Annotated in this window: 25 protein-coding genes; 13 read left to right on the forward strand and 12 right to left on the reverse strand. The window is 58.7% G+C overall.

Features of this window, described 5'->3' with window-relative positions; genetic code table 11:
- Positions 1-11: 11 nt before the first annotated feature.
- Positions 12-3,278, reverse strand: coding sequence for an LPS-assembly protein LptD (locus AC3GOJ_RS01810; RefSeq protein WP_488235750.1), 3,267 nt, complete (start codon positions 3,276-3,278; stop codon positions 12-14).
- A 47-nt stretch (positions 3,279-3,325) separates the two neighbouring features.
- Here AC3GOJ_RS01810 and AC3GOJ_RS01815 point away from each other — a divergent pair, with 47 nt between their 5' ends.
- From AC3GOJ_RS01815 to hemF, 11 genes are all read left to right on the forward strand, one after another.
- The gene (locus tag AC3GOJ_RS01815) at positions 3,326-3,481 is read left to right on the forward strand and encodes a hypothetical protein (protein WP_488235751.1); all 156 of its coding nucleotides are present in this window, start codon (positions 3,326-3,328) and stop codon (positions 3,479-3,481) included.
- A complete protein-coding gene (locus AC3GOJ_RS01820; protein WP_488235752.1) occupies positions 3,474-4,514 on the forward strand; it encodes an aminoglycoside phosphotransferase family protein in 1,041 nt (346 codons plus the stop codon). Before AC3GOJ_RS01815 ends, AC3GOJ_RS01820 begins: the two co-directional genes overlap by 8 nt.
- Positions 4,515-4,525: 11 nt before the next feature.
- On the forward strand, positions 4,526-5,221 hold the full coding sequence (gene murU, locus AC3GOJ_RS01825) for an N-acetylmuramate alpha-1-phosphate uridylyltransferase MurU (RefSeq protein WP_488235753.1): 696 nt from the start codon (positions 4,526-4,528) through the stop codon (positions 5,219-5,221).
- A gap of 47 nt (positions 5,222-5,268) precedes the next feature.
- Positions 5,269-6,642 carry an aminopeptidase P N-terminal domain-containing protein gene (locus tag AC3GOJ_RS01830; RefSeq protein WP_488235754.1) on the forward strand — a complete coding sequence of 458 codons (1,374 nt, stop codon included), beginning with the start codon at positions 5,269-5,271 and terminating at the stop codon, positions 6,640-6,642.
- Positions 6,639-7,859 (forward strand): FAD-dependent monooxygenase, encoded by a 1,221-nt coding sequence (locus tag AC3GOJ_RS01835; RefSeq protein ID WP_488235755.1) that lies wholly within the window; start codon positions 6,639-6,641, stop codon positions 7,857-7,859. The genes AC3GOJ_RS01830 and AC3GOJ_RS01835 overlap by 4 nt, the downstream gene beginning before the upstream one ends.
- A gap of 157 nt (positions 7,860-8,016) precedes the next feature.
- Positions 8,017-9,048, forward strand: coding sequence for a tRNA dihydrouridine synthase DusB (dusB, locus tag AC3GOJ_RS01840; RefSeq protein WP_488235928.1), 1,032 nt, complete (start codon positions 8,017-8,019; stop codon positions 9,046-9,048).
- Positions 9,045-9,299, forward strand: a complete 255-nt coding sequence (locus tag AC3GOJ_RS01845) for a helix-turn-helix domain-containing protein (RefSeq protein ID WP_488235756.1) — start codon at positions 9,045-9,047, stop codon at positions 9,297-9,299. Before dusB ends, AC3GOJ_RS01845 begins: the two co-directional genes overlap by 4 nt.
- A 61-nt stretch (positions 9,300-9,360) precedes the next feature.
- Positions 9,361-10,965: a bifunctional phosphoribosylaminoimidazolecarboxamide formyltransferase/IMP cyclohydrolase gene (gene purH / locus AC3GOJ_RS01850; RefSeq protein ID WP_488235757.1), complete on the forward strand. Its 1,605-nt coding sequence runs from the start codon at positions 9,361-9,363 to the stop codon at positions 10,963-10,965.
- Between the two features lie 31 nt (positions 10,966-10,996).
- A complete protein-coding gene (gene pagP / locus AC3GOJ_RS01855) occupies positions 10,997-11,698 on the forward strand; it encodes a lipid IV(A) palmitoyltransferase PagP (protein WP_488235758.1) in 702 nt (233 codons plus the stop codon).
- A gap of 54 nt (positions 11,699-11,752) precedes the next feature.
- On the forward strand, positions 11,753-13,030 hold the full coding sequence (purD, locus tag AC3GOJ_RS01860; RefSeq protein WP_488235759.1) for a phosphoribosylamine--glycine ligase: 1,278 nt from the start codon (positions 11,753-11,755) through the stop codon (positions 13,028-13,030).
- A gap of 9 nt (positions 13,031-13,039) precedes the next feature.
- Positions 13,040-13,972 (forward strand): oxygen-dependent coproporphyrinogen oxidase, encoded by a 933-nt coding sequence (gene hemF, locus AC3GOJ_RS01865; protein ID WP_488235760.1) that lies wholly within the window; start codon positions 13,040-13,042, stop codon positions 13,970-13,972.
- 21 nt (positions 13,973-13,993) lie between these two features.
- On the opposite strand, the gene AC3GOJ_RS01870 is transcribed toward hemF, so the two are convergent.
- From AC3GOJ_RS01870 to hemC, 4 genes are read right to left on the reverse strand one after another with little or no spacing between them, the layout of a single operon-like run.
- Entirely contained in the window at positions 13,994-14,878 is an 885-nt protein-coding gene (locus tag AC3GOJ_RS01870; protein ID WP_488235761.1) for a heme biosynthesis HemY N-terminal domain-containing protein, read from the reverse strand.
- Positions 14,875-16,059 carry a uroporphyrinogen-III C-methyltransferase gene (locus AC3GOJ_RS01875; protein ID WP_488235762.1) on the reverse strand — a complete coding sequence of 395 codons (1,185 nt, stop codon included), beginning with the start codon at positions 16,057-16,059 and terminating at the stop codon, positions 14,875-14,877. The genes AC3GOJ_RS01870 and AC3GOJ_RS01875 overlap by 4 nt, the downstream gene beginning before the upstream one ends.
- A gap of 14 nt (positions 16,060-16,073) precedes the next feature.
- Positions 16,074-16,901 (reverse strand): uroporphyrinogen-III synthase, encoded by an 828-nt coding sequence (locus AC3GOJ_RS01880; RefSeq protein ID WP_488235763.1) that lies wholly within the window; start codon positions 16,899-16,901, stop codon positions 16,074-16,076.
- Between the two features lie 11 nt (positions 16,902-16,912).
- Positions 16,913-17,842, reverse strand: coding sequence for a hydroxymethylbilane synthase (gene hemC, locus AC3GOJ_RS01885; protein WP_488235764.1), 930 nt, complete (start codon positions 17,840-17,842; stop codon positions 16,913-16,915).
- Positions 17,843-17,961: 119 nt separating this feature from the next.
- Here hemC and argH point away from each other — a divergent pair, with 119 nt between their 5' ends.
- Positions 17,962-19,365 carry an argininosuccinate lyase gene (gene argH, locus AC3GOJ_RS01890; protein ID WP_488235765.1) on the forward strand — a complete coding sequence of 468 codons (1,404 nt, stop codon included), beginning with the start codon at positions 17,962-17,964 and terminating at the stop codon, positions 19,363-19,365.
- Between the two features lie 119 nt (positions 19,366-19,484).
- Here the strand turns inward: argH and AC3GOJ_RS01895 are convergent, their stop codons facing one another.
- The 5 genes from AC3GOJ_RS01895 to AC3GOJ_RS01915 all read right to left on the reverse strand — a co-directional run bounded on the left by AC3GOJ_RS01895 (position 19,485) and on the right by AC3GOJ_RS01915 (position 21,821).
- On the reverse strand, positions 19,485-20,066 hold the full coding sequence (locus AC3GOJ_RS01895; protein WP_488235766.1) for a TMEM165/GDT1 family protein: 582 nt from the start codon (positions 20,064-20,066) through the stop codon (positions 19,485-19,487).
- 8 nt (positions 20,067-20,074) lie between these two features.
- Entirely contained in the window at positions 20,075-20,407 is a 333-nt protein-coding gene (grxD, locus tag AC3GOJ_RS01900; protein ID WP_488235767.1) for a Grx4 family monothiol glutaredoxin, read from the reverse strand.
- Between the two features lie 101 nt (positions 20,408-20,508).
- Complete coding sequence (locus AC3GOJ_RS01905) at positions 20,509-20,943, reverse strand: DUF6691 family protein (protein WP_488235768.1); 435 nt, start codon at positions 20,941-20,943, stop codon at positions 20,509-20,511.
- 3 nt (positions 20,944-20,946) lie between these two features.
- Positions 20,947-21,402 carry a YeeE/YedE family protein gene (locus AC3GOJ_RS01910; RefSeq protein WP_488235769.1) on the reverse strand — a complete coding sequence of 152 codons (456 nt, stop codon included), beginning with the start codon at positions 21,400-21,402 and terminating at the stop codon, positions 20,947-20,949.
- Positions 21,399-21,821, reverse strand: coding sequence for an ArsR/SmtB family transcription factor (locus AC3GOJ_RS01915; RefSeq protein ID WP_488235770.1), 423 nt, complete (start codon positions 21,819-21,821; stop codon positions 21,399-21,401). The genes AC3GOJ_RS01910 and AC3GOJ_RS01915 overlap by 4 nt, the downstream gene beginning before the upstream one ends.
- Positions 21,822-21,946: 125 nt before the next feature.
- On the opposite strand from AC3GOJ_RS01915, the gene AC3GOJ_RS01920 reads away from it, so the two are divergent.
- The gene (locus tag AC3GOJ_RS01920; RefSeq protein ID WP_488235771.1) at positions 21,947-22,165 is read left to right on the forward strand and encodes a hypothetical protein; all 219 of its coding nucleotides are present in this window, start codon (positions 21,947-21,949) and stop codon (positions 22,163-22,165) included.
- Positions 22,166-22,167: 2 nt separating this feature from the next.
- Here the strand turns inward: AC3GOJ_RS01920 and AC3GOJ_RS01925 are convergent, their stop codons facing one another.
- Positions 22,168-23,253 carry a hypothetical protein gene (locus tag AC3GOJ_RS01925; RefSeq protein WP_488235772.1) on the reverse strand — a complete coding sequence of 362 codons (1,086 nt, stop codon included), beginning with the start codon at positions 23,251-23,253 and terminating at the stop codon, positions 22,168-22,170.
- Entirely contained in the window at positions 23,250-24,371 is a 1,122-nt protein-coding gene (locus tag AC3GOJ_RS01930; protein WP_488235773.1) for an MBL fold metallo-hydrolase, read from the reverse strand. Before AC3GOJ_RS01930 ends, AC3GOJ_RS01925 begins: the two co-directional genes overlap by 4 nt.
- Position 24,372 lies beyond the last annotated feature (1 nt).

The following is a 24,372-nucleotide window of genomic DNA, read 5'->3' on the forward strand; positions in this document are numbered from 1 at the left end:
TCAATGATCCATTAATAGTAAGGATCCGTCAGCGGCGGCATAAAGGCCGCATCCGAGGTTCGGGTGTAATTCGGGACATTACGGCGTAACACATCCAGCGGGCTGGAACCAATGCTACCCATGCCCTTGAGTTCCAGCTGAACAAAGAAGCTGGTATTCAGGAAAGGCGTCTGCGTTGAGCTGTAGGTCATCGCACGGTGATACACAGCACGCGCTGTCCAGCAGGACGCATTGTATTCAAGACCGGCCAGGCTTTCGATCTGAGAAGATTGCACAGCCGAATACGTATAGCGACCTACCGCCCGCAATGGGCCCCAGATCTTCCAGGCAGCACTGACATCATTCTGCATCACGGCCGTCGCCGTCATGCCGGATGTGGCGGCACCGGGGATGTAATCCTGGTTCTGGTAGCGATACGTGTAGTTCAGGACATTCTCACGGCTAGGCTGGAATCGGCCACCAATACTGGCCCGATTGATCCGGTTGACGCTGGCCGTATTGTTACTGGCGCTGTTGGCTTGGGCATACGGGCTCACCTGAGCAAAGCCATTGATCGAGGTATAGGGTGCCACCACACCGGCAGCTTGTGCAAAGTAATCGTTACTGCCATAACTGCTGGTCGGCTGATTTGCGTATAGGTTCACCTGTTGCGGCTGGAAGAAAACACGCTGGCCGAGACTAAAGCTCATCAACTGCTGGCCTGTTTTATCCAGTGAATATCGCGAGGTCAGCGCAGCCGTGACCTGGTTGGCATTGGAGACGCGGTCCCAGCCGGTGAAGATGTTCTCGCTGAACATCTGTGCGTAGCTCACATCCGCCACACCCGTATCAAACAGCGGTAGGTTAGTCTGGTCTCTGTAAGGCACGTAGAGGTAATACAAACGCGGTTCCAGGGTCTGGTTCAGATTACGCCCGAAGTACTGGGTCTTCCGGTCAAAAACCAGCCCCGAATCCAGCGACAGAATCGGCAGCGTGCGTGATGCGGTATCAGAGCCAATGCTGGTTGTACCGTTATAGGCACCCGAGGTCGTCAACTGACCGGCGTTGGTGTTGTACTGTGTGTAGTGCACACCGAACTTCGGTGTCAGATACATACCCGGCTGCTGCCAGCTGGTGACGAGCTGCGGATAAGCCCAGAGGCGATTCCCCTGCACATAGGATTGGGTCTGGTTCGTGAAGTAGGAACTGTTCGCGGACACCAGCGCATCCAGGCGTGCCGGCTGATCAAATAGCCCGTTATTCTGCAGCACTTCCAGCTCATCGTTGTCATTCAGCTTGACGTTGCTGAATCCGGCAGCGCTCAGCAGGGAGCGGTTCATCGCAAAGTTAACCTGCGGCAGCAATTGATACGGCGTTGCCACGGGCGCGCTCGGGTTAAAGTTGAGCGTCTGGTAACCCTGCGCCACGACCGAGGCGTTCCAGGTCGGTGCTGCATAATTCACCCGCCCGGTGCGAGGCAGATAGGACTGCGACATCGCGGCCAGTGAATTATTCAAATCGGTAAAGTAATAGGAATCCGAAACACCCTGCAGATCCCAGGCACCGGAGAGGCCCGGCAGCAGACTATTGAACTGCTGCTGATGCTGGCTCAGGAAGCTCCAACGCTCCCGGTTTGCCATACGATCGTTAGGCATGTAATTAAAGGCATCCTTACCGGTATAGGTGGGCACGGGGCTATTGCCCGTATTGCCCAGGTAGCGCGCCTCCGTATTGAAGGAGATACCTCGCTTACCGTAAATCGCCGGTGCGAAGGTCGCGTCGTAATTGGGTGCGAGGTTGAAGTAGTAAGGCACAATGGTCTGGAACCCATTGAGCTGAGAAGATCCCAGGCTGGGTGACAGAAAACCGGAGTGCCTGCCGCGATCCAGCGGGAAGAAGGCATAAGGCATGTAAAGGAACGGCACATCCTGGAAGTACAGGAGTGAATTCGAAACGTTGCCCTGATTCTGTTCGTAATCCGCATGATAGGTGGATGCCCGCAGATACCACCCACTATCGCCTGCCGGACACGTTGTGTAGGTTGCATCTTCGGCCTGATAGCGATTTTCGCCTTGCAGGTTGATACGTGCCGCCTGACCATGCGACATGGTCTCGACAATTCGGGCGAGCGGACTCTGCCCCGGCAGATATGCAACCTGTCCAGCCGCTGTGGCTTGCGCCTGCGTTTCCGCATCGGCACTCGCTGCGGCGGCCTCATTGATTGCGGTCTGCTGGCCGGGTTGCTGACTGAGCGTCGCACCTGCAGCCATGCCGTAATTCGGCGTGGCGTTACTGCCCATGGGCACAGGCCCACCCGGATTACCCATCATGTTGCTACCAATGGCCGGCGCGTTAAACGACCAGGCGTTGTTGGTTTGCGATATCTGTTTCTGTTGCCGGATCTCGTAATTGACGTTATTGATGTAACCCGTTCGGGCGGCAACAACGATTTCCGCATCGGAGCCGGCCATCGTCGTGCCCTGGGTTGGATCCCGGTACAACACGTTGCCTTGGGCATCGACATTGTCTTCAACGATGTTATAGACAATCCGGTCGGCATTAAGAATGGTGCCATCCCGGCGCAACTCGGCATGTCCTGTCGCCGTAAGCTCCAGATCGTTACGGCCAGTAATGGCATCGGCCAGGAGTTCGGTCTGATCCTTGGGTAACGCCGTTGCCGGTGTCTTTGCGGCCGTCTGGGTAGCCAGCGTTTGAGGCTTAGGCTGAGGCGGCATGGTTTCTGCAACTGATTGATCAGCGGCTTTAGGCGTTTCCTGATCACGCAAAGCTCGGCCGGCTTCAGCGGCGACAGGTAATGGCGAGGATGGCGCACGTGGCGTGGGGGCCACAGGAGCAGCCGGCACTGATGGTGTTGGTGCCGGTGCCGGCGAGGGGGGCGGCTCGGACTGGGTCTCGGGCACCGCCGGCTCGGCAACCGGCTCGGATCTGGCCGCCACCGTTTTAGCGGGGGTCGGGGCAACAGGCGTTGATACAGGCACCTCGGTGGATCGCGTGGCCGGTATGGGTGCCATCGGTTCCTTTGCTGCCGTTTTTTTACCGGCGGCTTTTTTCGCCGACGCGGCAGCGGGCAGACTGCCGCCCAGGGCGGCGGGCAAGGATGGCGGCGCTACTGCCGGGGCACCACCCAGTAACGCCGGATCCACCAGTAAGGGCGCCATCCGGGTTGGCACGGCACTGCTTTGCGCATACGCAACGTTGGCACCCAGCAACACGCCTCCTACGCCCATACCCAGCGTGGCCAGACACACGACTAACGGCAAACGCCCCAACTGGGGCACCGCTAGGTCCTGCTTGGGCAAACGGGGTAGAGAATCAGGCAGTCTGAATGACACAACAATCCACGGCAAAGGGTTTCAACGACCATGGCCGGATACAAGATAATCAAGATACCGACCCTGAACCGCTGCAAGGTAAAATACTGTCAATTCTAGCATTTCTCCCCCTTAAAGACGGCCTAGATACCGGACACATCCATGAATAAGACGACTGATTCCCTTCATGACGCCCGCCTGCAGGCAGGCACCGAATTTACCGCTCAAACCCAGCTTTATGCCGGCACCCCTAGCCTGGTCCCCGCTTCGGCCGATGCCAGTTTCCGCCGCTACTTCCGGGCCACCTGGCCGGGCGGCGAAACCGCCATTCTGATGGATGCGCCACCGGACAAGGAGGATGTACGTCCGTTCATCCAGATTGCCCAGCTGATGGCTGATGCCGGCCTGATCGCCCCCAAAGTGCTGGCCGCCGACTCGGAAAACGGCTATCTGTTGCTCAATGACCTGGGAAACTCCGGCTATCTCAAAACCCTGCATACCGCCAACGCCAAGGAAGCCGACACCCTCATGCGGGGTGCCGTCAACGCCCTGGTTGCCTGGCAGAAAAGTGCCCGCCCGGGCGTACTGCCGGAATATGACCAGGCACTGCTGCAGCGCGAACTAGACCTCTTTCCGGAATGGTGCATTGGCCGCCACGCCGGTATTGAGCTGACAGCCCAGGAACAGGGATGGCTGAAGGGTGTTAATGAGGCGCTCATCAAGTCCGCCCTGGCCCAGCCACAGGTGTTTGTCCATCGCGACTATATGCCTCGCAACATGATGCGCACCGATGACGCCGCAACGCCGGCCATTCTGGATTTCCAGGATGCGGTTTACGGCCCGATCACCTATGACGTGGTGTCACTGTTCCGCGATGCCTTTATTTCGTGGGATGAAGAGCGCGAACTCGACTGGGTGATTCGTTACTGGGAAGCCGCCCGCAAGGCCGGGCTCCCGGTTCATCCCGATTTTGGCGACTTCTGGCGCGCCTACGAATTCATGGGCCTGCAGCGTCATCTGAAGGTGCTGGGGATTTTCTGCCGCCTGAACTACCGGGATGGCAAAGGCCACTATCTGGAAGACCTGCCCCGTTTCTTCAACTACGCGTATCGCACCGCCGAACGCTATGCGGAATTGCGCCCGCTGGTACCGATTCTGGAACGCCTGTCACCGCGCGACCTGCAAATCGGCTACACCTTCTGAGGCCAAACGGCATGCGCGCAATGATTCTGGCAGCGGGTCGTGGTGAGCGGATGCGTCCGTTGACCGACCATTGCCCCAAACCGCTGTTGCCGGCGGCCGACAAACCGCTGATTATCTACCACCTGGAGCGCCTAGCGGCTGCGGGTTTCCGGGATATCGTGATTAATCACGCCCACCTCGGTACACAGCTCGTTGCGGCGCTGGGTAACGGCGCACCATGGGGTCTCTCGATCACCTGGTCGCCGGAACCGGTGGGCGCACTGGAAACGGCCGGCGGCATCCGTCAGGCACTACCCTCGCTGGACACTGGCGATGACGCCCCGTTCCTGGTGATCAACGGGGATATCTACTGTGACTGGCCCATCGCTCCCCGAACCCTGGAGACCAGCGACCTGGCGCACCTGGTGCTTGTCGACAACCCGATTCAGCACCCGAAGGGCGACTTCGTGCTCAATAATCACCGCGTGCGTGATCGCACAACCGAGACAGATACAGCGCTCACTTTTGCCGGGATTGGCCTTTATCGCCCCAGCCTGTTCAAAGATCTCGTCGCCGGCGCGCCCGCCAAACTGGCCCCATTGCTGCGTGCAGCCATGGCAAACCACCAGGTCAGCGGTGAGCATCATCGCGGACGCTGGGAAGATGTGGGCACTCCCGAACGACTGGCGTTGCTGGACCGCGAACTGCGGGCCCAGGCTACGCTATAACTCGCTCATCGGCGTATGATGCATTAATCATTGGACGCCCTGACATCATGGCTCACCAGACATCGACCCGACTCCTGCCCCACCTCGCCCCGCTAGCACCAACACCTTTGGATCCGGCGCCGTTTATACGGCGGCGACAGCAGGTCCTGGCTGAAATGCACAAAAAAGGGCGTGGCGTCGCCGTCATCCCGACCTCGACGGAACTGATCCGCAACCGGGACACCCACCACCCATTCCGCTTTGACAGCAACTTCTGGTACCTGACCGGTTTTGAAGAACCGGATGCCGTGCTGGTACTCCTCATCAGCGACACACCCCAGAGCCTGCTGTTCTGCCGACCGAAGAACCCTGAACGCGAACTCTGGGAAGGCTTCCGTTTCGGTCCGGAGGCGGCCTGCGAGCAATTCGGCTTTGATGCCGCCTACCCGCTGGATCAACTCGATCAACATGTGAGCGAACACCTGATCGGCGCTCAGACCCTCTGGCACAGTCTGGGGCAAAACCCCGACTGGGATACCCGTGCCGGCCGCTGGCTAGAACACGCCCGGGCACAGTCCCGCGCCGGTAAACAGGCACCGACCGTGGTGGCTGACTGGCGAGCGCTGGTAGAGCCTATGCGCCGGAGCAAAGATGTGGGGGAATTGGCACTGATGCAACGCGCCGCCGACATTGCCGCTAACGCCCATATCCGGGCCATGCAGGCCTGTCGTCCGGGCCTTTACGAATACCAGCTCGACGCCGAGCTGCAATACGCTTTTCTGCAAGCCGGGGGGCACCCACCCTCTTACCCGGCGATCGTGGCCGGCGGCGCGAACGGCTGTGTCCTACATTACACCGCCAACAATCAGGTATTACGCGATGGCGATCTTGTGCTGATTGATGCCGGCTGTGAAGTCAGCGGTTACGCCTCCGACATTACCCGCACATTCCCGGTCAACGGCCGCTTCAACAGCGCCCAGCGTGATGTCTATACCGTCACCCTAGCGGCACAGGAAGCAGCCATTGCTGCGACAAAGCCCGGTGCGCCGTTCCACGCCCCCCACGATGCAGCGCTGCGCGTCCTCGTGCAGGGCATGATGGATCTCAAGCTCTGCCAGGGTAGCCTGGACGGCATCATCGAAGCCGGCGACTATCGGCAGTTCTATATGCATCGCACGAGTCACTGGCTCGGCCTGGATGTCCATGATGCCGGGCCGTATCACGAGAATGACGAATGGGTTGGCCTGCAAGCCGGCATGACATTGACCATGGAGCCCGGCTTCTACATTCGGCCAGCCGACCACATCCCCGTTGCGTTTCACAACATCGGGATCCGCATTGAGGATGACGTAGTCGTCACCGATACGGGTTGCACCGTGCTGACTGCCGCAGCGCCAAAAACTCCGGATGCCATTGAAGCCTTGATGGCCAGGCATACATGACAGACACCGCCTCCATGAACGACGTCGATATTGTCATTCTGGGTGCCGGCCCGGTCGGCAGTACGCTGGCACTGTTTCTGGCCGGGACACGCCATCGCGTGCTTCTCGTCGAGCAGCGCAGCCTGGCCGATGGCCAGCATGACCCGCGTGCACTCGCGCTCTCGGAAGGAGCGCGACAGTTGCTGGAACCGCAACATGCCTGGCCGCGCAGCCAGGGCCCGGGCGACGACCGCTGCACAGCCATTGAAACAATTCATATCTCCCAGTATGGTGGCTGGGGCCGTACGTTGATAGACCGTCAGGATTACCAGCTGCCTGCGCTGGGTTACGTGGTGCGTTACGGTGCTTTGCTCGGCCGCTTGCACCAAGCCCTGCACCTGGCCCAACAGCGGCAACCGGGACAGATCGAGATTCTGGAGCAGACCCGGGTTGATGTCGGGGCAGACGCGACAAACACCCAAGCGGCTGATCGCTTCTGGCGAACACTAGAGATTGGCGAACGAACCATACGAGCGCGCCTGATTGTTCATGCCGAAGGAACGCCACCCGATAACAGCCCTGACGTCATCGCCCGGGGTTATGGACAACGGGCCCTGATTTTCGAGGCCGGCCTGGCACAGCCTCATGGGCAACGCGCCTGGGAACGCTTCACGCCACAAGGGCCACTGGCACTGTTACCCGTTGATGGGACAGGCGGTCAACGGGTATCGGTGGTCTACACCGTTCCGGAAAACGACGCAGAAGCCCTGCTCGCCCTAGACGATGCTGGCATTCTGTCGAATATTCAACGGGCCATCGGACCTCAGGCAACTTTCACGGATGTCGGACCACGCGCCAGTTTTCCTTTAAAGCTGCGCTTACGCCAACCGCTGCACCGGGCGCGCGAACTGTGGATTGGCAATGCGGCCCAAACGCTCCATCCTGTCTCTGGCCAGGGATTCAACCTCGGCTTGCGGGATGCGGCACAGCTGGCGTATCAATTACGCGATGCACTCGATCCCGGCTCCGAACATACGCTGCAACCCTATATCCGCAGCCGACAGCTGGATCGCTGGGGTGCAGCAGCCTTTACGGATGGGATTGTCCGTACCTTCTCGACACCCTTCCCGGTGCTCAATGCCTTACGCGGCATTGGACTCAGTGCACTGGATCTGATCAGCCCGTTACGCCATTTCGTTGCCCGCCGGATGATCTGGGGTGCCCGGGCCTGGCCCTAATGCTGCCACCCGGTGCGAAGGGCGAACAGACGCGCCATGCCATACCGCCCTGCAACGCAACAAAACTGACTAAAATTTAAGCAAAAACAGCCAGTTCGGGTTAGAATAGCGGGCTGTCTTGTCGCCCAATTTTTACTCCATTCTGCCCGCCCGCCCCATGGATTTTGTCGGTTACCGCCTCCGAAACAACCTGTTTGTCGCACCCATGGCGGGTGTGACTGATCGACCTTTCCGTCAGCTCTGCAAGAAACTGGGTGCCGGTCTGGCCGTATCGGAAATGGTCACCTCGAACTCCCTGCTCTACGGCAGCGCCAAGACCCAGCGTCGCGCCAATCACGACGGCGAGGTGGCACCGATTTCAGTGCAGATCGCCGGTGCTGACCCAGCCATGATGGCCGAAGCGGCCAAGTACAACGCCGACCGTGGTGCCCAGATCATTGATATCAACATGGGTTGTCCGGCCAAAAAAGTATGCAATGTGATGGCAGGCTCCGCCCTGCTCCAGCACGAAGCGCTGGTCGGCAAAATCCTGACCGCCGTGGTGAACGCGGTGCCGGACACCCCAGTCACCCTGAAAATCCGTACCGGCTGGAATATCGACAACAAAAACGCCCCCAGCATTCTGCGCATTGCCGAAGAAAGCGGTATTCGTGCATTGGCCATTCACGGCCGCACGCGTTGCCAACAATACCGCGGAGAGGCCGAGTTCGACACTGTGGCAGCGGTTAAAGCAGCATCACGCATCCCGGTAATCGCCAATGGCGACATCACGACTCCGGAGAAGGCCAAAGCGGTCCTCGATAAAACCGGTGCCGATGGCGTGATGATTGGCCGCGCCGCGCAGGGTCGCCCGTGGATCTTTCGCGAAATCGAACACTTTCTGGCCACTGGCGAGAAATTACCACCGCCCGCCGTGAGCGAAATTCAGGCCATTCTTCTGGAACACCTGGAAGATCTCTATGGTTTCTATGGCACTGAAACGGGCGTCCGCGTCGCCCGCAAGCACATCTCCTGGTACACCAAGGGGCTGAGCGGCTCGGCCGCGTTCCGCCACCAGATGAATCGGCTGGATAGCGTGACCGAGCAACGGACCATGATCCATGATTTTTTCCATCACCTGGGACAACGTCACGAGCATCTGGTGTACGACACACACACAACGACCGATGCCGAGGAGCTGGCCGCATGAGTCAATCCAGCACACCACAGAACTCATCAGCCCTGGCACAAGCGGTGACCACCGCCCTGGAAAAGTATTTCACGGAGCTGAGCGGAGAAACCGCCAGCGGCGTCTACGACATGGTACTCAGCTGTGTCGAACGGCCGATGCTCGAAGTCGTGATGCAGCAGGCGGCGAACAACCAAACCGTGGCTGCCCAAATGCTGGGTATTAATCGCAATACGTTGCGCAAAAAGCTGTCGGACCACGGTCTGCTCTGATTTGCCGAATTCCTTACTTTCTGATCCCTTTTCTCTTTAGAACATACGTCCATTACCCATCATGAAAATCCGTCAGGCTCTGCTCTCCGTCTCCGATAAAACCGGCGTTCTCGAATTTGCCAAGGCGCTGGATGCGCAGGGCGTCGCGCTGCTGTCGACGGGGGGCACCGCCAAGCTGCTGCGTGATGCCGGCCTCAAGGTGACCGAAATCGGTGACTACACGGGCTTTCCGGAAATGCTGGATGGTCGTGTCAAGACACTGCACCCCAAAGTCCATGGCGGCATTCTGGCGCGTCGCGACCTGCCGGCGCACATGGCCACGATTGAGCAGCATGGCATTCCGACCATCGATCTGGTCTGCGTCAATCTCTATCCGTTCCGCGAAACCGTTGCCAAGGCCGGCGTAACGCTGGAAGACGCGATCGAAAACATCGACATTGGCGGACCGGCCATGGTCCGTTCATCGGCCAAGAACTACAACGGTGTGGCCATCGTCACCGACCCCGTTGACTACGCTGGTCTGATCGACGAGATGAAAGCGAACGATGGTGCACTATCACTGACGACACGCTTCGGCCTGGCCAAGAAAGCCTTCACTCATACGGCACGCTACGATTCGGCCATCGCCAACTGGCTGACTGGTCTGGATGCTGGCGCAGAAGACCAACCAGCGGCCGCCGCACCGCCCCCCTCAATCTTCCCGAGCCACCTGCAACTGGCCTTCGACCGCGCCGAAACCCTGCGCTATGGCGAAAACCCGCTGCAACAGGCCGCTTTCTATCGTGACAGCACATCGACCGCCGGCGCCATTGCGAACTACACACAACACGGCGGCAAAGAACTCTCATACAACAACATTGCCGATGCCGACGCCGCCTGGGAGTGCGTCAAGACTTTCTGCGAACCTGCCTGCGTCATCGTCAAGCACGCCAACCCCTGTGGCGTTGCTGTCGATCGCAACTTACTCAAGGCCTACGAAAAAGCCTTCCAGACCGATCCGACCTCGGCCTTCGGTGGCATCATTGCTTTCAATGGTCCCGTGGACGTGGATGTGATCGAGGCCATGAACGAACGCAAGCACTTTGTTGAAGTGCTGATTGCGCCGGCCTTCACCCCGGCCGCCATGGCATTGCTTAATGCCAAAGCCAACTTGCGCGTCCTGACCGTCGCGCTGCCTGAAGGCAACACGCCGGTTTATCATGCACTGGAACTCAAGCGCGTCGGTGGTGGTCTACTCGTCCAGACACCGGATTCTTTCAACGTTCAACCGGACAACCTCAAAGTCGTCACCAAGGTCCAGCCGACGCCGACCCAGATTGCCGATCTGCTCTTTGCTTATCGCGTTGCAAAATTCGTCAAATCAAATGCTATAGTGTTCTGTGGCAACGGCATGACCTTGGGCGTGGGTGCCGGTCAGATGTCCCGTGTGGACTCGACCCGTATCGCCGCGATCAAGGCTGCTAACGCCAAGCTGCCTCTTGCCGGGAGCGTTGTCGCCTCGGATGCGTTCTTCCCATTCCGTGATGGCGTCGATGTGCTCGCCGAAGCTGGCGCGAAAGCCGTCATCCAACCGGGTGGTTCGATGCGCGATGAAGAAGTCATCGCCGCGGCCGACGAACATGGACTCGCTATGGTTTTTACGGGTGCACGCCACTTCCGTCATTAATCTCATTTAAACACTTTCAGTAGCCAACGCCATGAAATGTTCACGACTACTTACCCCGCTGCTGGTGGCGCTATCGCTGACTTCGCTGGCCTTTACCACCAGCGCATTGGCCGATGAAGCCCCGTCAGCAACCGCAACAGACAGCGGCGCGGCAGCACCCCAAGCTGCAGCAACCCCTGAAGCGACCCAGAGCGTGGTGGTCGTTGGTACGCCCAGTAGCAATAGCAAAACGACCGAGAGCAAATCCTGGTATAGCAACGCCTGGGATACGGCCGGCCAACACCTGTCGGACATCTGGACCAAAGGCGATGTTGAACTCTATGTACCGTTCTGGAGTTATCACCTGCCTTATGCCTACAGCCCCGAAAAGCGCGCCAGCTATACCGAATATCCGGCGGGCGGTGGCCTGGGTAAAGGTTGGTATAACACCAGCGGTAACTGGGAAGGCGTTTATGTGATGGGCTTCCAGGATTCGCATGCCCAACCGATGTACATGGCCGGTTATGGTTGGGTGCCAACCTGGAACCCGATCAACGAAAAAACACGTGTCGGCGTTGGCGCAACAGTCTTCCTGTTCATGCGTTCCGACATCAACGGCTACGCACCGACTCCGGGTATCCTGCCGATGGCCTCAGTAGGTTATGGCCCTGTAGACGTTCAGGTTGCCTATATTCCGGGCGGTGAAGGCAACGGTAACGTGCTCTTCTGGTGGGCGAAGTATTCGTTCAAATAATTGTCTTTTTTTTGCTTCTCTTTGAAGCTCATTCAAGCACTCGCAGGATCGTCCATGAAAATTCTTGTTGTTGGCTCTGGTGGCCGTGAACACGCTCTGGCCTGGAAACTGGCGCAAGCCGCCGGCGTGACCCAGGTTTTTGTTGCACCGGGCAATGCCGGTACCGCCCGCGAATCCAAGCTTGAGAATCTGCCGATCACCGACATCAACGCGCTGGCCGATTTTGCGGCACAGAACGCGATTCACCTGACGGTGGTAGGTCCGGAAGCGCCGCTGGCTGCTGGCATCGTCGATGTCTTCCGTGCTCGTGGCCTGAAGATTTTTGGCCCGACCAAGGCGGCGGCACAGCTGGAAAGCTCGAAGGATTTCGCCAAGCGTTTCATGGCCCGCCACAAAATTCCGACGGCCGGTTTTGAAACCTTTACGGATGCGGCGGCAGCTCACGACTATGTAAACCGTCAGGGTGCCCCCATCGTGATCAAGGCCGATGGCCTGGCTGCAGGCAAAGGCGTGGTGGTTGCCATGTCGCTCGACGAAGCCCATGCTGCTATTGACGACATGCTCTCGGGCAATAAACTCGGCAGCGCCGGTGCCCGTGTTGTGATTGAAGATTTTCTGGATGGCGAAGAAGCCAGCTTCATCGTTCTGGTTGATGGCAAAAACGTATTGCCGATGGCAACGAGTCAGGATCATAAACGCATTGGTGATGGCGACACCGGCCCAAACACCGGTGGCATGGGCGCTTACTCGCCGGCCCCTGTTGTCACACCCGCGGTACACGATCAGGTGATGCGCGAGATCATTCTACCGACCGTACGTGGCATGGAGGCCGATGGCATCCCCTTTACGGGTTTCCTGTACGCTGGCCTGATGATCGGCAAGGATGGGTCGGTAAAAACCCTGGAGTTCAACGCCCGCATGGGTGATCCGGAAACGCAACCGATCATGATGCGTCTGAAGTCGGACGCCGTAAAAATGTTCGAGCACGCAATTGCCGGCACGCTGGATCAGGCGAAGACCGAATGGGATTCGCGTGTTGCACTGGGTGTTGTCATGGCCGCTCAGAACTACCCGGAAACGCCGCGTAAAGGCGATGTCATTCACGGTCTGCCGGCGGGCAATGCCGCGGGCGATGACGCCCATGTTTTCCACGCCGGCACGGCCGATGACAATGGTAATGTCGTTACGAATGGTGGCCGTGTTCTATGTGTCACGGCCCTCGGCGATACGGTGGCTGCGGCACAGAAACGTGCTTACGAAGCAGCAGCCAACATCGCGTTTGACGGCATGCAGTACCGCAAGGACATTGGCTACCGCGCCATTAACCGTTAAGGACAAAAGATGAGCGCGCTGACAGGGGTTGAACGTTCTATCGCCGTTCAAACCTATCTGCAGGATTTGCAGTCGCGAATAGTTCATGCGCTTTCGTCGCTCGATGGCAAACCTTTCCGGAGTGATAGCTGGACTCGCCCGGCAGGCGGTGGTGGCACATCCTGCCTGATCGAAGAAGGCCATCTGATCGAGCGGGGCGGCGTCAATTTTTCACACGTGATGGGTGAGCAGTTACCGCCCTCGGCATCGGCACATCGCGCTGAGCTGGCCGGCCGACCCTATGAAGCGATGGGCGTCTCGCTGGTCATGCACCCACGCAACCCCTATTGCCCGACAGCGCATATGAATGTGCGCTACTTCGTGGCCCACCCACCCAAAGATCAGCCCGATGTGGCACCCGTTTTCTGGTTCGGGGGTGGCATGGATCTGACGCCCTACTATGGTTTCCGTGAAGATGCCGTGCATTTTCACCAGACCTGCCGTGATGCACTGGCGCCGCATGGTGCAGAATATCACCCACGGTTCAAGGACTGGTGTGACCAGTACTTCTTTCTGAAACATCGCAATGAAGCCCGTGGCGTCGGTGGCATTTTTTACGACGACCTAAACGAGCAGGGGTTTGACGCCAGCTTTGCGCTCACGCGTTCCGTTGGTGATGCCTTCGTCCAAGCTTATACGCCGATTCTCGAGCGCCGGCGTGACACCCCCTGGGGCGAGCGTGAACGGGATTTCCAGGCGTATCGTCGCGGCCGCTATGTCGAATTCAATCTGGTCTTTGACCGTGGTACCCTCTTCGGTCTCCAATCCGGGGGCCGCACGGAATCCATTCTGATGTCGATGCCACCGATCGTGAAGTGGCGTTACGACTGGCAACCCGAAGCAGGCTCTGCCGAAGCGGCACTGTATACCGACTTTTTACCGCATCAGGACTGGCTGGCTTAAATCGCCTGAAGCCTTCTCGGCTTAATGCCTCTGTGCATCGATAAAGGCACGCGCCTGAGCCGTCGACTGATCAGCCACCATGCGGCTCAACATCATATCCGCAGCATCCAGCAGGTCGCCGTCACATTCCTTATGCGGAATCTGGGTTAGATACAGACTGAAGCGTTGCTGATCGCTCTGATAGTGCCGCAGATTGCCCAGATGCGCTTGCCGACGGCAATGGCTTACAAAGCGTTCTGACAAACCGTCACGGGGCCGCAAGGCGCGCACCTGCAACAGGACATCCTCCCAACGCTCGGTGCCGAGCAAGGCCCGCAGCTCGGTACGGATGGCCGCGGTACTGCGCGATGACCGGGGTAAGCGCTCGGCGAGCATCAAAACCTGTAAAGCAGGCTCGAACTGACGTCGGGCCACCAGCATTTCTGCCTCCTGCTCCATGCGTGCTGCAATCAGTAACGGTTCATCCGCATCAACCCTGCCCAGCCACAAAGCAGCCCGGTCATGATCATCCAGCGCTTGCGCAGCTCGTGCCGCCAGTAGATCGGCGTAACCAGGCGCAAAGCCTGCTTTGCGTGCACGCTCGGCCGATTTTATGGCCGCATCGAAATGCCCCTCCATGAGTAAACGTAGTGAGGAGAGCAAGGCCTGTTGGCCGCGGCGTTCGCGACGCAACGCCCGAAAGCGGGCAATACGTGCCGGTAGCCGCAAGGCACCCTGCAAAAACTTAAGCAGCAAGGCACCGGTCAGCAAGCTTGCCAGCATCGCCAGCACCAGGAAGTTCAGCGACATCTCGATGCGCCATGTCGAAAGCGCGATGATGGCGTAGCCGTCGTTGCGATGCATGAGTTCGGCCACAGCCACGGCCAGCGTACCGAGCAGCAGCCCCCAGATTAGCCACTTTCTCATGTTGCACTTCCTTTAGCAGCCGCATCGGCCGGCGGCTGGCTGACATTGGCTGGTGCCGGCTCCGTGGCATCGGTATTGGCAGCGTCTGGCGACAGTTGGCTGGATGTCGAAGCTTCACCCCCCAGCAATGCAGCACGATATGCCGTCAGTGCCAGGCGGGTGGCCTCCAGACTCACGGTAGCCGGATCAGGATTAACCGCTCTCAGACCCTGCAGTAACTCCAGATCGGACGCGACCAGAGCATTGGCGGTATCGCAGTATTTGGTTATCCAGGCGCGGGCTTGATCCAGTGATTGCTGGTACACCGCCGTGTTGCGTTGAACCAGTGCATGGCGGGCGTCCAGCAGCAGCAGACGCAATCCCTGCTGCAGGAATACTTTCTGCTCCGGTGCAATGAGGCCGGGTTCTGCACGGTCCAGGCGCTGTACACGGACCATCTGCCGGATCGATTGCCAGATGCTGGCCGTCACATCTGCGACAAGAAGCCGTGCCCTTTCCATCAAGGTCTCCGGACTGGCAGGCTCGGATGCCCCAGTTTGTACTGCACCCTGTGCGGCATGACCGGCTTTGGCACTTGCCTGACCCGGATCAGGCGGCGGCAACCTTCTATCCTGCAACAGTGGCAGCTTGTCGACGCTGGCGATGAGGCCATCCAGTTGCTGAACCGTGTCACGGAGGTCCACGACCTGGCGTCCGCGCAACTCTGTCAGATCCCTGGTCAGCGCCAGCTTCAGCGCCTGAGCTTCCGGCATCGGCACCTGGGTCAGCCAGCGCTGGCCATTTTCCAGCGCCGTACCCAGCGTTTTACTCTGCCCTGTCAGCAGCCAGATCTGCCAACCGGCATCCATCTGCTCTTCAAGGCGATCCACCTGCAACAGCAAACGATCACGCATGAACGCCTGGCGCAGCAATGCCATCTCGGTCTGCATCTGCTGTTGCGAGCCAACAGCGGACTCCAGCGCCGCCAAGCGGTCATCGACTGATGCCATACCAGGCAAAGCCACTTCCTCTCGTTGCAGCCCTTCCCAAAGGCGCCAGGTCCAGGCTTGCTGCGCAAGCAGCGCGACCACGCCCACACCGAGAATGATGACTGCCCAGCGCTTAGCCCGGTTTGTCCGTCGTGGCCGCTGAGTTACACCCGGCTCCGAAGGGGTGCTTTCCGTCGTCTGTGCATCACTCATGGCTGGTCCATTGTCTATTCGGTGATTGATGATGTCTGATTATACGTTCGCAGCGCTTCCAGAATGCCGCGATCCCCACCGGCGGTGACCGTCACCTGGCGAAACCCCAGGGACCTGGCGACCTCGGCAATCCGGCCATGGGGCACCAGCATGGGCAAAGACCTGAATTTTTCGGCCAAACTTCGTGGCGTCGCCTGCATGAGACGCAGCAGGGATTCGCTACTGCTCACCACCACCAGAGAGGGCGCCGTTGCTGCATCCACCCCAGCCCGACCAGCCGGTTCGTTCGGAAAGAGGGTCTGTAACTGTGGCACCGCAGCAGGATTCAACGCCCGCTGATAACAGGCCGCTTCATCCACCTGCGCCCCCATGGCACGCAGACGCTGCGCCAGCAGATCTCTTCCCCCCTCACCGCGGATTAGTGCAAAAGAGCGCCCCTCACAATGCACCGGCGCAAAGAACGGCAGTGCCAGCAACCCTTCACTATCAAATTGCTGCGCGGGCATCAGGACCTCAGCCACGCCGCGTTCGCGCAATAGGCGGGCAGTGCCCGGGCCCACCGTTGCGGCGGGCAGCGATGACGGCCACGGCGTGCCATTCGTGAGGGCTGACCAGGCGCATTGCACGGCATTGGCACTGATAAACAGCACCGCCTGGTAGGTCGTCAAGGCACTCGCCATCAACGCCAGTGCCGGGTCACGCACCGGGGTGATACTGAGAAAGGGTACATGGGTCGCCTGTCCACCCAGCGCATGCACCCCCGCCATTAAGGCGTCGGCCTGCCCGGCCGGACGGGTAATCAGGACATGGTGTCCGCTGAGCGGTCCAGTCAGCGGTGGCATGGCATCACGGTTTAGCCGGCGTTAATCTGGTCAATAAGTGCCGCAGCGCCCTGTGCCAAGAGCGTTTCTGCCAGTGCTGTTCCCAATGTTTCGGCCTCAGCCCAGTCGCCACGACACTCCCCGGCGATAATCTTCGTGCCGTCCACGGAGGCCACCAGACCCCGCAACCAGAACTGCTGCACACCCTCCACCACGGCAAAGCCGGCGATCGGCAGATGACAGCTCCCGCCAAGACGGCGCGAAAACGCACGTTCCGCACGGACACAGGCGGCCGTGGCGGCATCGGCCAGTCCGCCAGCAATATGCTGCATGACGGGTTGGCCTTCACAAATTTCAATGCCCAGAGCTCCCTGCCCCGGCGCTGGCAGCATATCAGCCGGATCAATCCGAGCGCGGATCCGGTCGGCCAGGCCTAAACGAACCAGGCCGGCAGCGGCCAGAATAATGGCATCAAACTCGCCGTCATCGAGTTTGCGCAAGCGGGTATCGAGGTTACCGCGCAGCGGTTTAATAACCAGATGCGGAAACCTGGCGCGCAGCTGCGCTTCACGGCGCAAACTGGAGGTCCCTACGACAGCGCCCTCCGGCAATGCTGCCAGAGACTCGTAACGTGGGCTGACCAAAGCATCGCGCGGGTCTTCACGCTCGCTAATGGCGGCCAGCACAAAGCCTTCAGGCATTTCCATGGGCACATCCTTCATGGAATGCACGGCCAGATCGGCCCGCCCTTCGGCCATCGCAACTTCCAGCTCTTTAATAAAGAGGCCCTTGCCACCAATGGCCGCCAGCGGCCGATCAAGAATCTGGTCGCCCCGCGTAGTCATCCCGAGAATCCGGACATCGCGATCCGGGTTCTGGGCCTGCAGGCGGGCCTGAACATGCTCGGCCTGCCACATGGCAAGGCGGGATTCACGGGAGGCAATAACAAGTGGCGTCGACATAAGCAGTTTCACAAAGCAGCAGGGCAAATACACCCTCGGATTTATGTAATCGTAGCACGCGGCATCCCTTATAATGCGGGGTTTACAGCCACTTCAGCCGCTCAAGGCCCATTGCTGCCATGTCTGCCCACGAAAACCCCCAAGCTTCCACGCCCTACACCTGGGCCGGCCGTTTTGATGAACCGATGTCGGATCTGGTCAAACGCTATACCGCCTCGGTGAACTTTGATCAGCGGCTATGGCAACAGGATATCCGAGGCTCACTGGCGCATGCCCGGATGCTGGCCAAACAACAGATCATCAGCGCTCAGGACCTGGCCGACATCGAGCGCGGCATGGCACAGATTCTCGGTGAACTTGAACGGGGTGAATTCACGTGGTCTCTGGATCTGGAAGATGTGCACCTCAACATCGAACACCGCCTGACCAGCCTGGTCGGCGATGCCGGTAAACGCCTGCACACCGGACGCTCCCGTAATGACCAGGTGGCCACCGATATCCGTCTGTGGCTGCGTGACAGCATTGATGGCCTGATTGAGCTCTTCAAGCGTCTGCAACTGGCGCTGGTGACCCTGGCCGAACAACACGCCGCAACGCCGATGCCCGGTTTTACCCACCTGCAGGTTGCGCAACCCGTCAGCTTTGGCCATCATCTGATGGCCTATGTCGAAATGCTGGCTCGGGATGCAGAACGCCTGACCGACCTGCGTCGCCGGGTGAATCGCCTGCCGCTGGGCAGCGCTGCTCTGGCGGGCACCACCTACCCGATTGACCGCCATTTCGTGGCTGAGCAACTGGGCTTTGAAGCCGTCTGCGAAAACTCGCTTGATGCGGTTTCCGATCGCGACTTCGCCATCGAATTCTGCGCCGCCGCATCACTGGCCATGATTCACCTCTCGCGCTTCTCCGAAGAACTCGTCCTGTGGATGACACCACGCTTCGGCTTCGTGATGCTGGCCGATCGCTTCTGCACCGGTTCGTCGATCATGCCGCAGAAAAAGAACCCGGACGTGCCGGAACTGGCCCGCGGCAAGACCGGCCGCGTCATCGGCGATCTGAACACCCTGCTGGTTCTCATGAAGGGGCAGCCACTGGCCTATAACAAGGATAACCAGGAAGACAAGGAGCCCCTGTTCGATGCCGTCGATACGCTGACCGATACACTGCGCATCTTTGTCGATCTGGTGCCGGGCATCAATGTACGGCCCGAACCGATGGCCAATGCCCTACTGCAGGGTTACGCCACGGCGACCGACCTGGCCGACTACCTGGTCCGCAAGGGCCTGCCTTTCCGCGAAGCCCATGAAGTGGTTGGCCTGGCCGTCAAAGCCGCCGAAAAACGCGGTGTGGATCTGGCCGATCTGACACTGGCTGAACTCCAGACATTCTCGGCACTGATCGAATCGGATGTCGGACACGCACTGACAATTACTGGCTCGCTGGCTGCCCGTAACCATATTGGCGGTACGGCACCGAATCAGGTCAAAGCCGCCATTGAACGCGCCAAAAAACGACTGGCCTGACTGCCCCCTAGAAACCTCGTTTCGCCATTCAGAACAAGGCCCCGCGTCGATGACCGGGGCCTTGTTCTATGGCGGTTTCTATGTCATTTCCTATCGCATTTTCAACATCTGAATCCTGTTTAACTGATCGACACACCCGACAGGGTCAAAAGACCCAGGATTAGGAACAGTACCGCCGTCACCCGGTGTACCAGCTCAATGCGGATCTTGCGCAACAGGATGTTGCCAAAAAACACCAGCGGCACATTAGCCAGCAGCATGCCCACCGTGGTACCCATCACAACCGGCAACAGATCGTTAAAGCGGGCAGCGAGAATTGCGGTAGCAATCTGGGTCTTGTCGCCCATCTCCAGCAGAAAGAAAATGACGGTGGTCATGACAAAGACGCCATAACGCCGCAGATTTTTCTCGGCCACGTTTTCTTCGTCTTCGTCGAGTCGATCAGGAATCAACGTCCAGACCGCCATGGCGATAAACGACAAACCGACAATCCAGCGCATCCAGTCCGGACCGATCCACTCAAAGACCGATTCGCCCACCAGCGCCGCCAACGCATGATTCAGTAGCGTCGCAACAAAAATGCCGGCACTGATGGCCCACGGCGAACGGTAGCGCGCAGCCAACACCAGCGACAACAATTGTGTTTTATCGCCGATTTCTGCCAGCGCCACTACCCCGGTGGCAATCAGGAAGGCGTCCATCGTCACGCTCAGTTTTTCAGATCGGCCAGCAGTGCCTGCAGCTCACCGGCCTGGAACATTTCCATCATGATGTCGCTACCACCAATGAATTCACCATTCACATAGAGCTGCGGGATGGTCGGCCAGTTGGCATAGACTTTGACGCCTTCACGAATCTCAGGATTTTCCAGGACATTCACGCTGTAGAACTTACTGACACCGCTTTCGCGCAGCAGCTTGCAGGCGCGCTGCGAAAAACCGCACTGCGGAAACTGCGGGGTACCCTTCATATACAGGACGACCGGATGGCCTTTCACCTGTTCATCAATGAGGGCCAGGACGGGGTTGTTGTTATCGCTCATGGTCTGACTCCGGAATCTGTTGGGAATTTGGTAAAGCAAGGAGCAGCGAGTCTAGCCAAGGCAAGGCACTGCGTCAAACGATTGCCAGATCCGAAACGACCTCAGGCGTACGACCTCAGTTTTTCGATGACGCTGTAGAGCGTCATACCGGCCAACAAACTGGCCATATAAATCAGCCCTTCCGGCACACCGGCACCGAGCAGGACCAGTCCGGGCCCCGGACAGATCCCGGTAATTCCCCAGCCGATTCCGAACAATACGGACCCGGCGATGAGCCGCAGGTCGATCTTGCGGCTGACCGGCAGATTCAAGGGCTCACCCAGCAGCGTTTTAGGCTGTTTCCTGAGCAACGCAAATCCGATACTACCAACCATGAGACCCCCACCCATGACCAGTCCCAGAGACGGATCCCAGGGGCCAGCTACATCCAGGAAGCCCACCACTTTGGCAGGGTTTGCCATACCGGAAAGAATCAGCCCCAAGCCCAGCAAGAGACCGGCCAGGCCCGCCGTTACCCATTGTCCAATACGATTCATTGCTTAGTTTCCAACCACATGGCGCATCACAAAAACAGTCACCATGGCAGCCCCCATGAAACTGCACACGGCCATCAGTGAGCGACCGGAAAAACGTGACAAGCCACAGATACCATGGCCACTGGTGCAGCCATTCGCATAACGCGTGCCCAAACCAACGAGCAGGCCACCGAGGATCAGACCCACTGTGCCCGTCTGCTGCACGGACGACGGCAAGGCGCCGAATACGAGCCAGAGCGAAGGTGCGCCAACCAGCCCCAGCAGAAACGCCACACGCCAGCCAAAATGCTCTCGTTTTTGTTGCACCAGTAATTCGATCAGATGGCCCAGAATGCCACTGATACCGGCAATACGCCCATTGGTCCAGGCCAGCCACACAGCGGCCAGGCCGATCATGCCACCACCCATCAGTGCCGAAATAGCGGCACTGAGCGTAAACGCATCCCAATCAATGGTCATGCAGCACAACCCTTGTTCGAAGTAGCACGCGTCTTCGCTTTGGCTGTCGGCGGTGTGGTGCAGTAGAGGCGATGCAGGGTTTCCAGGATGACCTGAACATGCGGATGCGCCACACGGTAATAGATGTATTTGCCATCGCGTCGCGTTGCGACAAAGCCTTCATTGCGCAACACACCAAGCTGCTGCGACAGCGTTGGCTGCTGGATATTCAGCAGCTCTTCGAGTTCTCCGACCGAATACTCGCCTTCCAGCATCTGACATAGCAGTAGCAAGCGGTCAGGGTTACCAATAACCTTCAGCAAGGACACGACCTGCGCAGCCTGGGAGCGCATCCAGTCCAGATCCAGCACCGGCGCATTGGCCGGCGTTTTTACCTTGGTAGTTCCCGTCTCAGCGGGTTTTGGTTTTTTAAGGGCCATAGTTGATCCTGGGGAGATTGATTGTTTTATAGATTTTATTTTCAATATACTACCAGATATATACAGCACGGGTGAAACTGATACCGCGGATCGGTGATTCCGGGGAGCTGCGATAGAATTCGTGGATGACGTCGTTTCCAACCTGGCAAAAACCGAGTGGCGCCCCTGTGGCCTGCGTTGAAAAGATCAAGGTTCTCAATGAGAATCTGGTTGAGCTACGCACCCTGGCCCAGGAAACACTGGATGACGCGCTTCTGCTCGGCTGTAGCGAACAACAGGTACGTCAGATTCTGCACAACATGCTGGATCAGCTGGAAACCTCTTACGACGAACTCCCCGAATAGGTCTAAAGCCAGCTAAGGCGGCGGGCATTCCAATCCATCACGGCGGTACGATCGACCATTCTGGTGGCGAGCTGAGGATAGGTTTCGGCAATCACCTGTCGTGCAAATCCTGATAGAAACCGGGCTTTCAAGGCGGCCCGGGCACGATCGACCCCGATGCTTTCAAATGGCACTGACGAAAAAAGCAGAAAACCATCGTCCGGAATCCGGCCTGAACGCATATTCGCTTCAATGATGCCTGCCGCCTTGATGATGGGTTCGGCCAAGTTAGGACTATAAGGCCCGATGATCAACGCCAGATTGGGCGTGTGCAGGAAGTCGAATCCTCGGCCCAGGCAGATCATCCACTCCCGGTGTTCAATATCCAGTTGTCGTGCGCCAGAGCGTAACTGTTCGCGCATCTCCGCCACATGGTGGAGATTCCCTTGTAGGAGGGGCAGTAGATCCGCCTTCACACCGCCCGGCATATCGGGAAACAACCGATCCAGGCGATGCATGAGGTTTTTGGCATCGCTTGCCGAACCATCCGCTAAAAGCGCGGCAACATCGAGGACACCATCCTGCGCATCATCCCCATGCAACACCAGTGCCTCTTCATCCGTCTCGAAACCGCAAACGAGAGGGTACACCGTGTCATGGCCATCACCGAAAACGGAGGTCATTTGCTGCCGGATCTGCTGGGTATGCGCAAACGCGGCGGCGCGGTCATAGCCGAATCCGGCACAACCCCGGTGAGTATCAGACTTCGAATAATGGTACGTCAGCATAAACAAGATACGCCGGCCTTCTCGTACCCGATCCAGCACATACTGGGTCACCACCTCGCCGAGATGGGGCCAGCCCAGATCAAAACGACCACCCAGGTTACGGAAGGGCATCAGAATCCCTACCGGCATCCCCGTCGCCACGGGCAGATTGATTCGTCCATCCATACACTTGAAGACGCCAATCGCTGTCGGATGCTGACTCAGATACCGTGTTCTCGCCAAAGCCGCTTCCGGGTTCCGGTAGGCCTCTCCGTGCCGCTCAGCCAGATCGGCCAGCCAGTCGATTCGGGTGGCAATGGGCTGATGGTAAATTTGCGTCACGGTGATACCCTCCGGGCTGAAACAGCAGTGTGACCCGCAAAGCCACGAGTCTCTCCAACAGCCATCAATATAAACTGTTCTTCAGTGACACCGGCCTCTGCTCGCGCCTTGGCCAACTCGCGCGGTGGCTGATCCAGTGGCTCGTCACTGAGCCCGTCAAAGGTACCCCAGTGAATGCCGATGGCCTGTTTTGCCTTGATCGTCTGAAAGGTTTTGACCGCTTCGAACGGATCGACATGCGCCCGCCCCATAAACCATCGGGGTTCATAAACACCGATAGCAATTGCCGCCAGATCAAACCCCGCATGATCTCTCGCCAGATCATCGATATCCCGGGAATAGGCAAAGTCTCCGGAAAACCAGAAGCGGAACTTCGGATGTTCAATCGCCCAGCTCCCCCAGAGCGTTTCATTCCGGTCAAAGGGAGAGCGTGCGGCCCAATGCTGGACGGCAAGAAATCGTAGGCTTAAGGGGCTCGATAAATGCGGACCGGCCAGAACCGAAGCATCGTCCCAATCCATGGCAATCACATTTCTATCGGGGCCGGCAATCTTCGAACCGGGCACATGCTCGGCAAACCACGCATCAACGCCCAAAGGCACATAAAAGGTGGGCGCCCCCCCGGGTTGCAGCATGAGCTGACGCACTGTAGCCAAATCCAGATGATCGTAGTGGTTGTGGGAAATCAACACGGCATCAATGTGCGGCAAATGCTCGAAGGGCACCCCGGGCGGCTGCGCACGTTTGGGGCCGAGTGGTGGCACAGGAGAGGCATACGCTGCATACACCGGGTCAAGCAGCAGATTGCGGCCATCGATCTGATAGAGCAGACTTGAGTGGCCGATCCAGGTCACCTGAACATCGCTCTGTGGCGTCCTGATTTTTACCAGATCCGGCGATACCACCGGTGTCGGAATCTGCGCCCGCTTCGGCAGTCCCTCAGTAACCCGATCCCATTGCCAGCGCAAAAACCCCTGGCTGCGGGACAGGTCGGCATAACGGTTCTGGAAACGGCCTTCACTATCCCGCAAGGCACCACCCGCGGCTGCCATTTCTGCGATCACCAGCAGCAAACCCGGAAGCCAGAACCTGTAAGACAGAATCAGCTTCCTGCGCATT

The sequence above is a fragment of the Fluviibacter sp. genome, assembly GCF_057744235.1.

Excerpts from the sequence above, each read along its gene's own strand:
- hemF (WP_488235760.1), top strand. The coding sequence starts at position 13,040 with ATGAGCGCGCTGACAGGGGTTGAACGTTCTATCGCCGTTCAAACCTAT.
- AC3GOJ_RS01905 (WP_488235768.1), bottom strand. The coding sequence starts at position 20,943 with ATGAATCGTATTGGACAATGGGTAACGGCGGGCCTGGCCGGTCTCTTG.
- AC3GOJ_RS01815 (WP_488235751.1), top strand. The coding sequence starts at position 3,326 with ATGACACAACAATCCACGGCAAAGGGTTTCAACGACCATGGCCGGATA.
- murU (WP_488235753.1), top strand. The coding sequence starts at position 4,526 with ATGCGCGCAATGATTCTGGCAGCGGGTCGTGGTGAGCGGATGCGTCCG.
- purD (WP_488235759.1), top strand. The coding sequence starts at position 11,753 with ATGAAAATTCTTGTTGTTGGCTCTGGTGGCCGTGAACACGCTCTGGCC.
- AC3GOJ_RS01835 (WP_488235755.1), top strand. The coding sequence starts at position 6,639 with ATGACAGACACCGCCTCCATGAACGACGTCGATATTGTCATTCTGGGT.
- AC3GOJ_RS01845 (WP_488235756.1), top strand. The coding sequence starts at position 9,045 with ATGAGTCAATCCAGCACACCACAGAACTCATCAGCCCTGGCACAAGCG.
- AC3GOJ_RS01930 (WP_488235773.1), bottom strand. The coding sequence starts at position 24,371 with ATGCGCAGGAAGCTGATTCTGTCTTACAGGTTCTGGCTTCCGGGTTTG.
- purH (WP_488235757.1), top strand. The coding sequence starts at position 9,361 with ATGAAAATCCGTCAGGCTCTGCTCTCCGTCTCCGATAAAACCGGCGTT.
- pagP (WP_488235758.1), top strand. The coding sequence starts at position 10,997 with ATGAAATGTTCACGACTACTTACCCCGCTGCTGGTGGCGCTATCGCTG.
- AC3GOJ_RS01830 (WP_488235754.1), top strand. The coding sequence starts at position 5,269 with ATGGCTCACCAGACATCGACCCGACTCCTGCCCCACCTCGCCCCGCTA.
- hemC (WP_488235764.1), bottom strand. The coding sequence starts at position 17,842 with ATGTCGACGCCACTTGTTATTGCCTCCCGTGAATCCCGCCTTGCCATG.
- AC3GOJ_RS01895 (WP_488235766.1), bottom strand. The coding sequence starts at position 20,066 with ATGGACGCCTTCCTGATTGCCACCGGGGTAGTGGCGCTGGCAGAAATC.
- AC3GOJ_RS01910 (WP_488235769.1), bottom strand. The coding sequence starts at position 21,402 with ATGACCATTGATTGGGATGCGTTTACGCTCAGTGCCGCTATTTCGGCA.
- dusB (WP_488235928.1), top strand. The coding sequence starts at position 8,017 with ATGGATTTTGTCGGTTACCGCCTCCGAAACAACCTGTTTGTCGCACCC.
- AC3GOJ_RS01870 (WP_488235761.1), bottom strand. The coding sequence starts at position 14,878 with ATGAGAAAGTGGCTAATCTGGGGGCTGCTGCTCGGTACGCTGGCCGTG.
- AC3GOJ_RS01880 (WP_488235763.1), bottom strand. The coding sequence starts at position 16,901 with ATGCCACCGCTGACTGGACCGCTCAGCGGACACCATGTCCTGATTACC.
- argH (WP_488235765.1), top strand. The coding sequence starts at position 17,962 with ATGTCTGCCCACGAAAACCCCCAAGCTTCCACGCCCTACACCTGGGCC.
- grxD (WP_488235767.1), bottom strand. The coding sequence starts at position 20,407 with ATGAGCGATAACAACAACCCCGTCCTGGCCCTCATTGATGAACAGGTG.
- AC3GOJ_RS01915 (WP_488235770.1), bottom strand. The coding sequence starts at position 21,821 with ATGGCCCTTAAAAAACCAAAACCCGCTGAGACGGGAACTACCAAGGTA.
- AC3GOJ_RS01875 (WP_488235762.1), bottom strand. The coding sequence starts at position 16,059 with ATGAGTGATGCACAGACGACGGAAAGCACCCCTTCGGAGCCGGGTGTA.
- AC3GOJ_RS01920 (WP_488235771.1), top strand. The coding sequence starts at position 21,947 with ATGACGTCGTTTCCAACCTGGCAAAAACCGAGTGGCGCCCCTGTGGCC.
- AC3GOJ_RS01820 (WP_488235752.1), top strand. The coding sequence starts at position 3,474 with ATGAATAAGACGACTGATTCCCTTCATGACGCCCGCCTGCAGGCAGGC.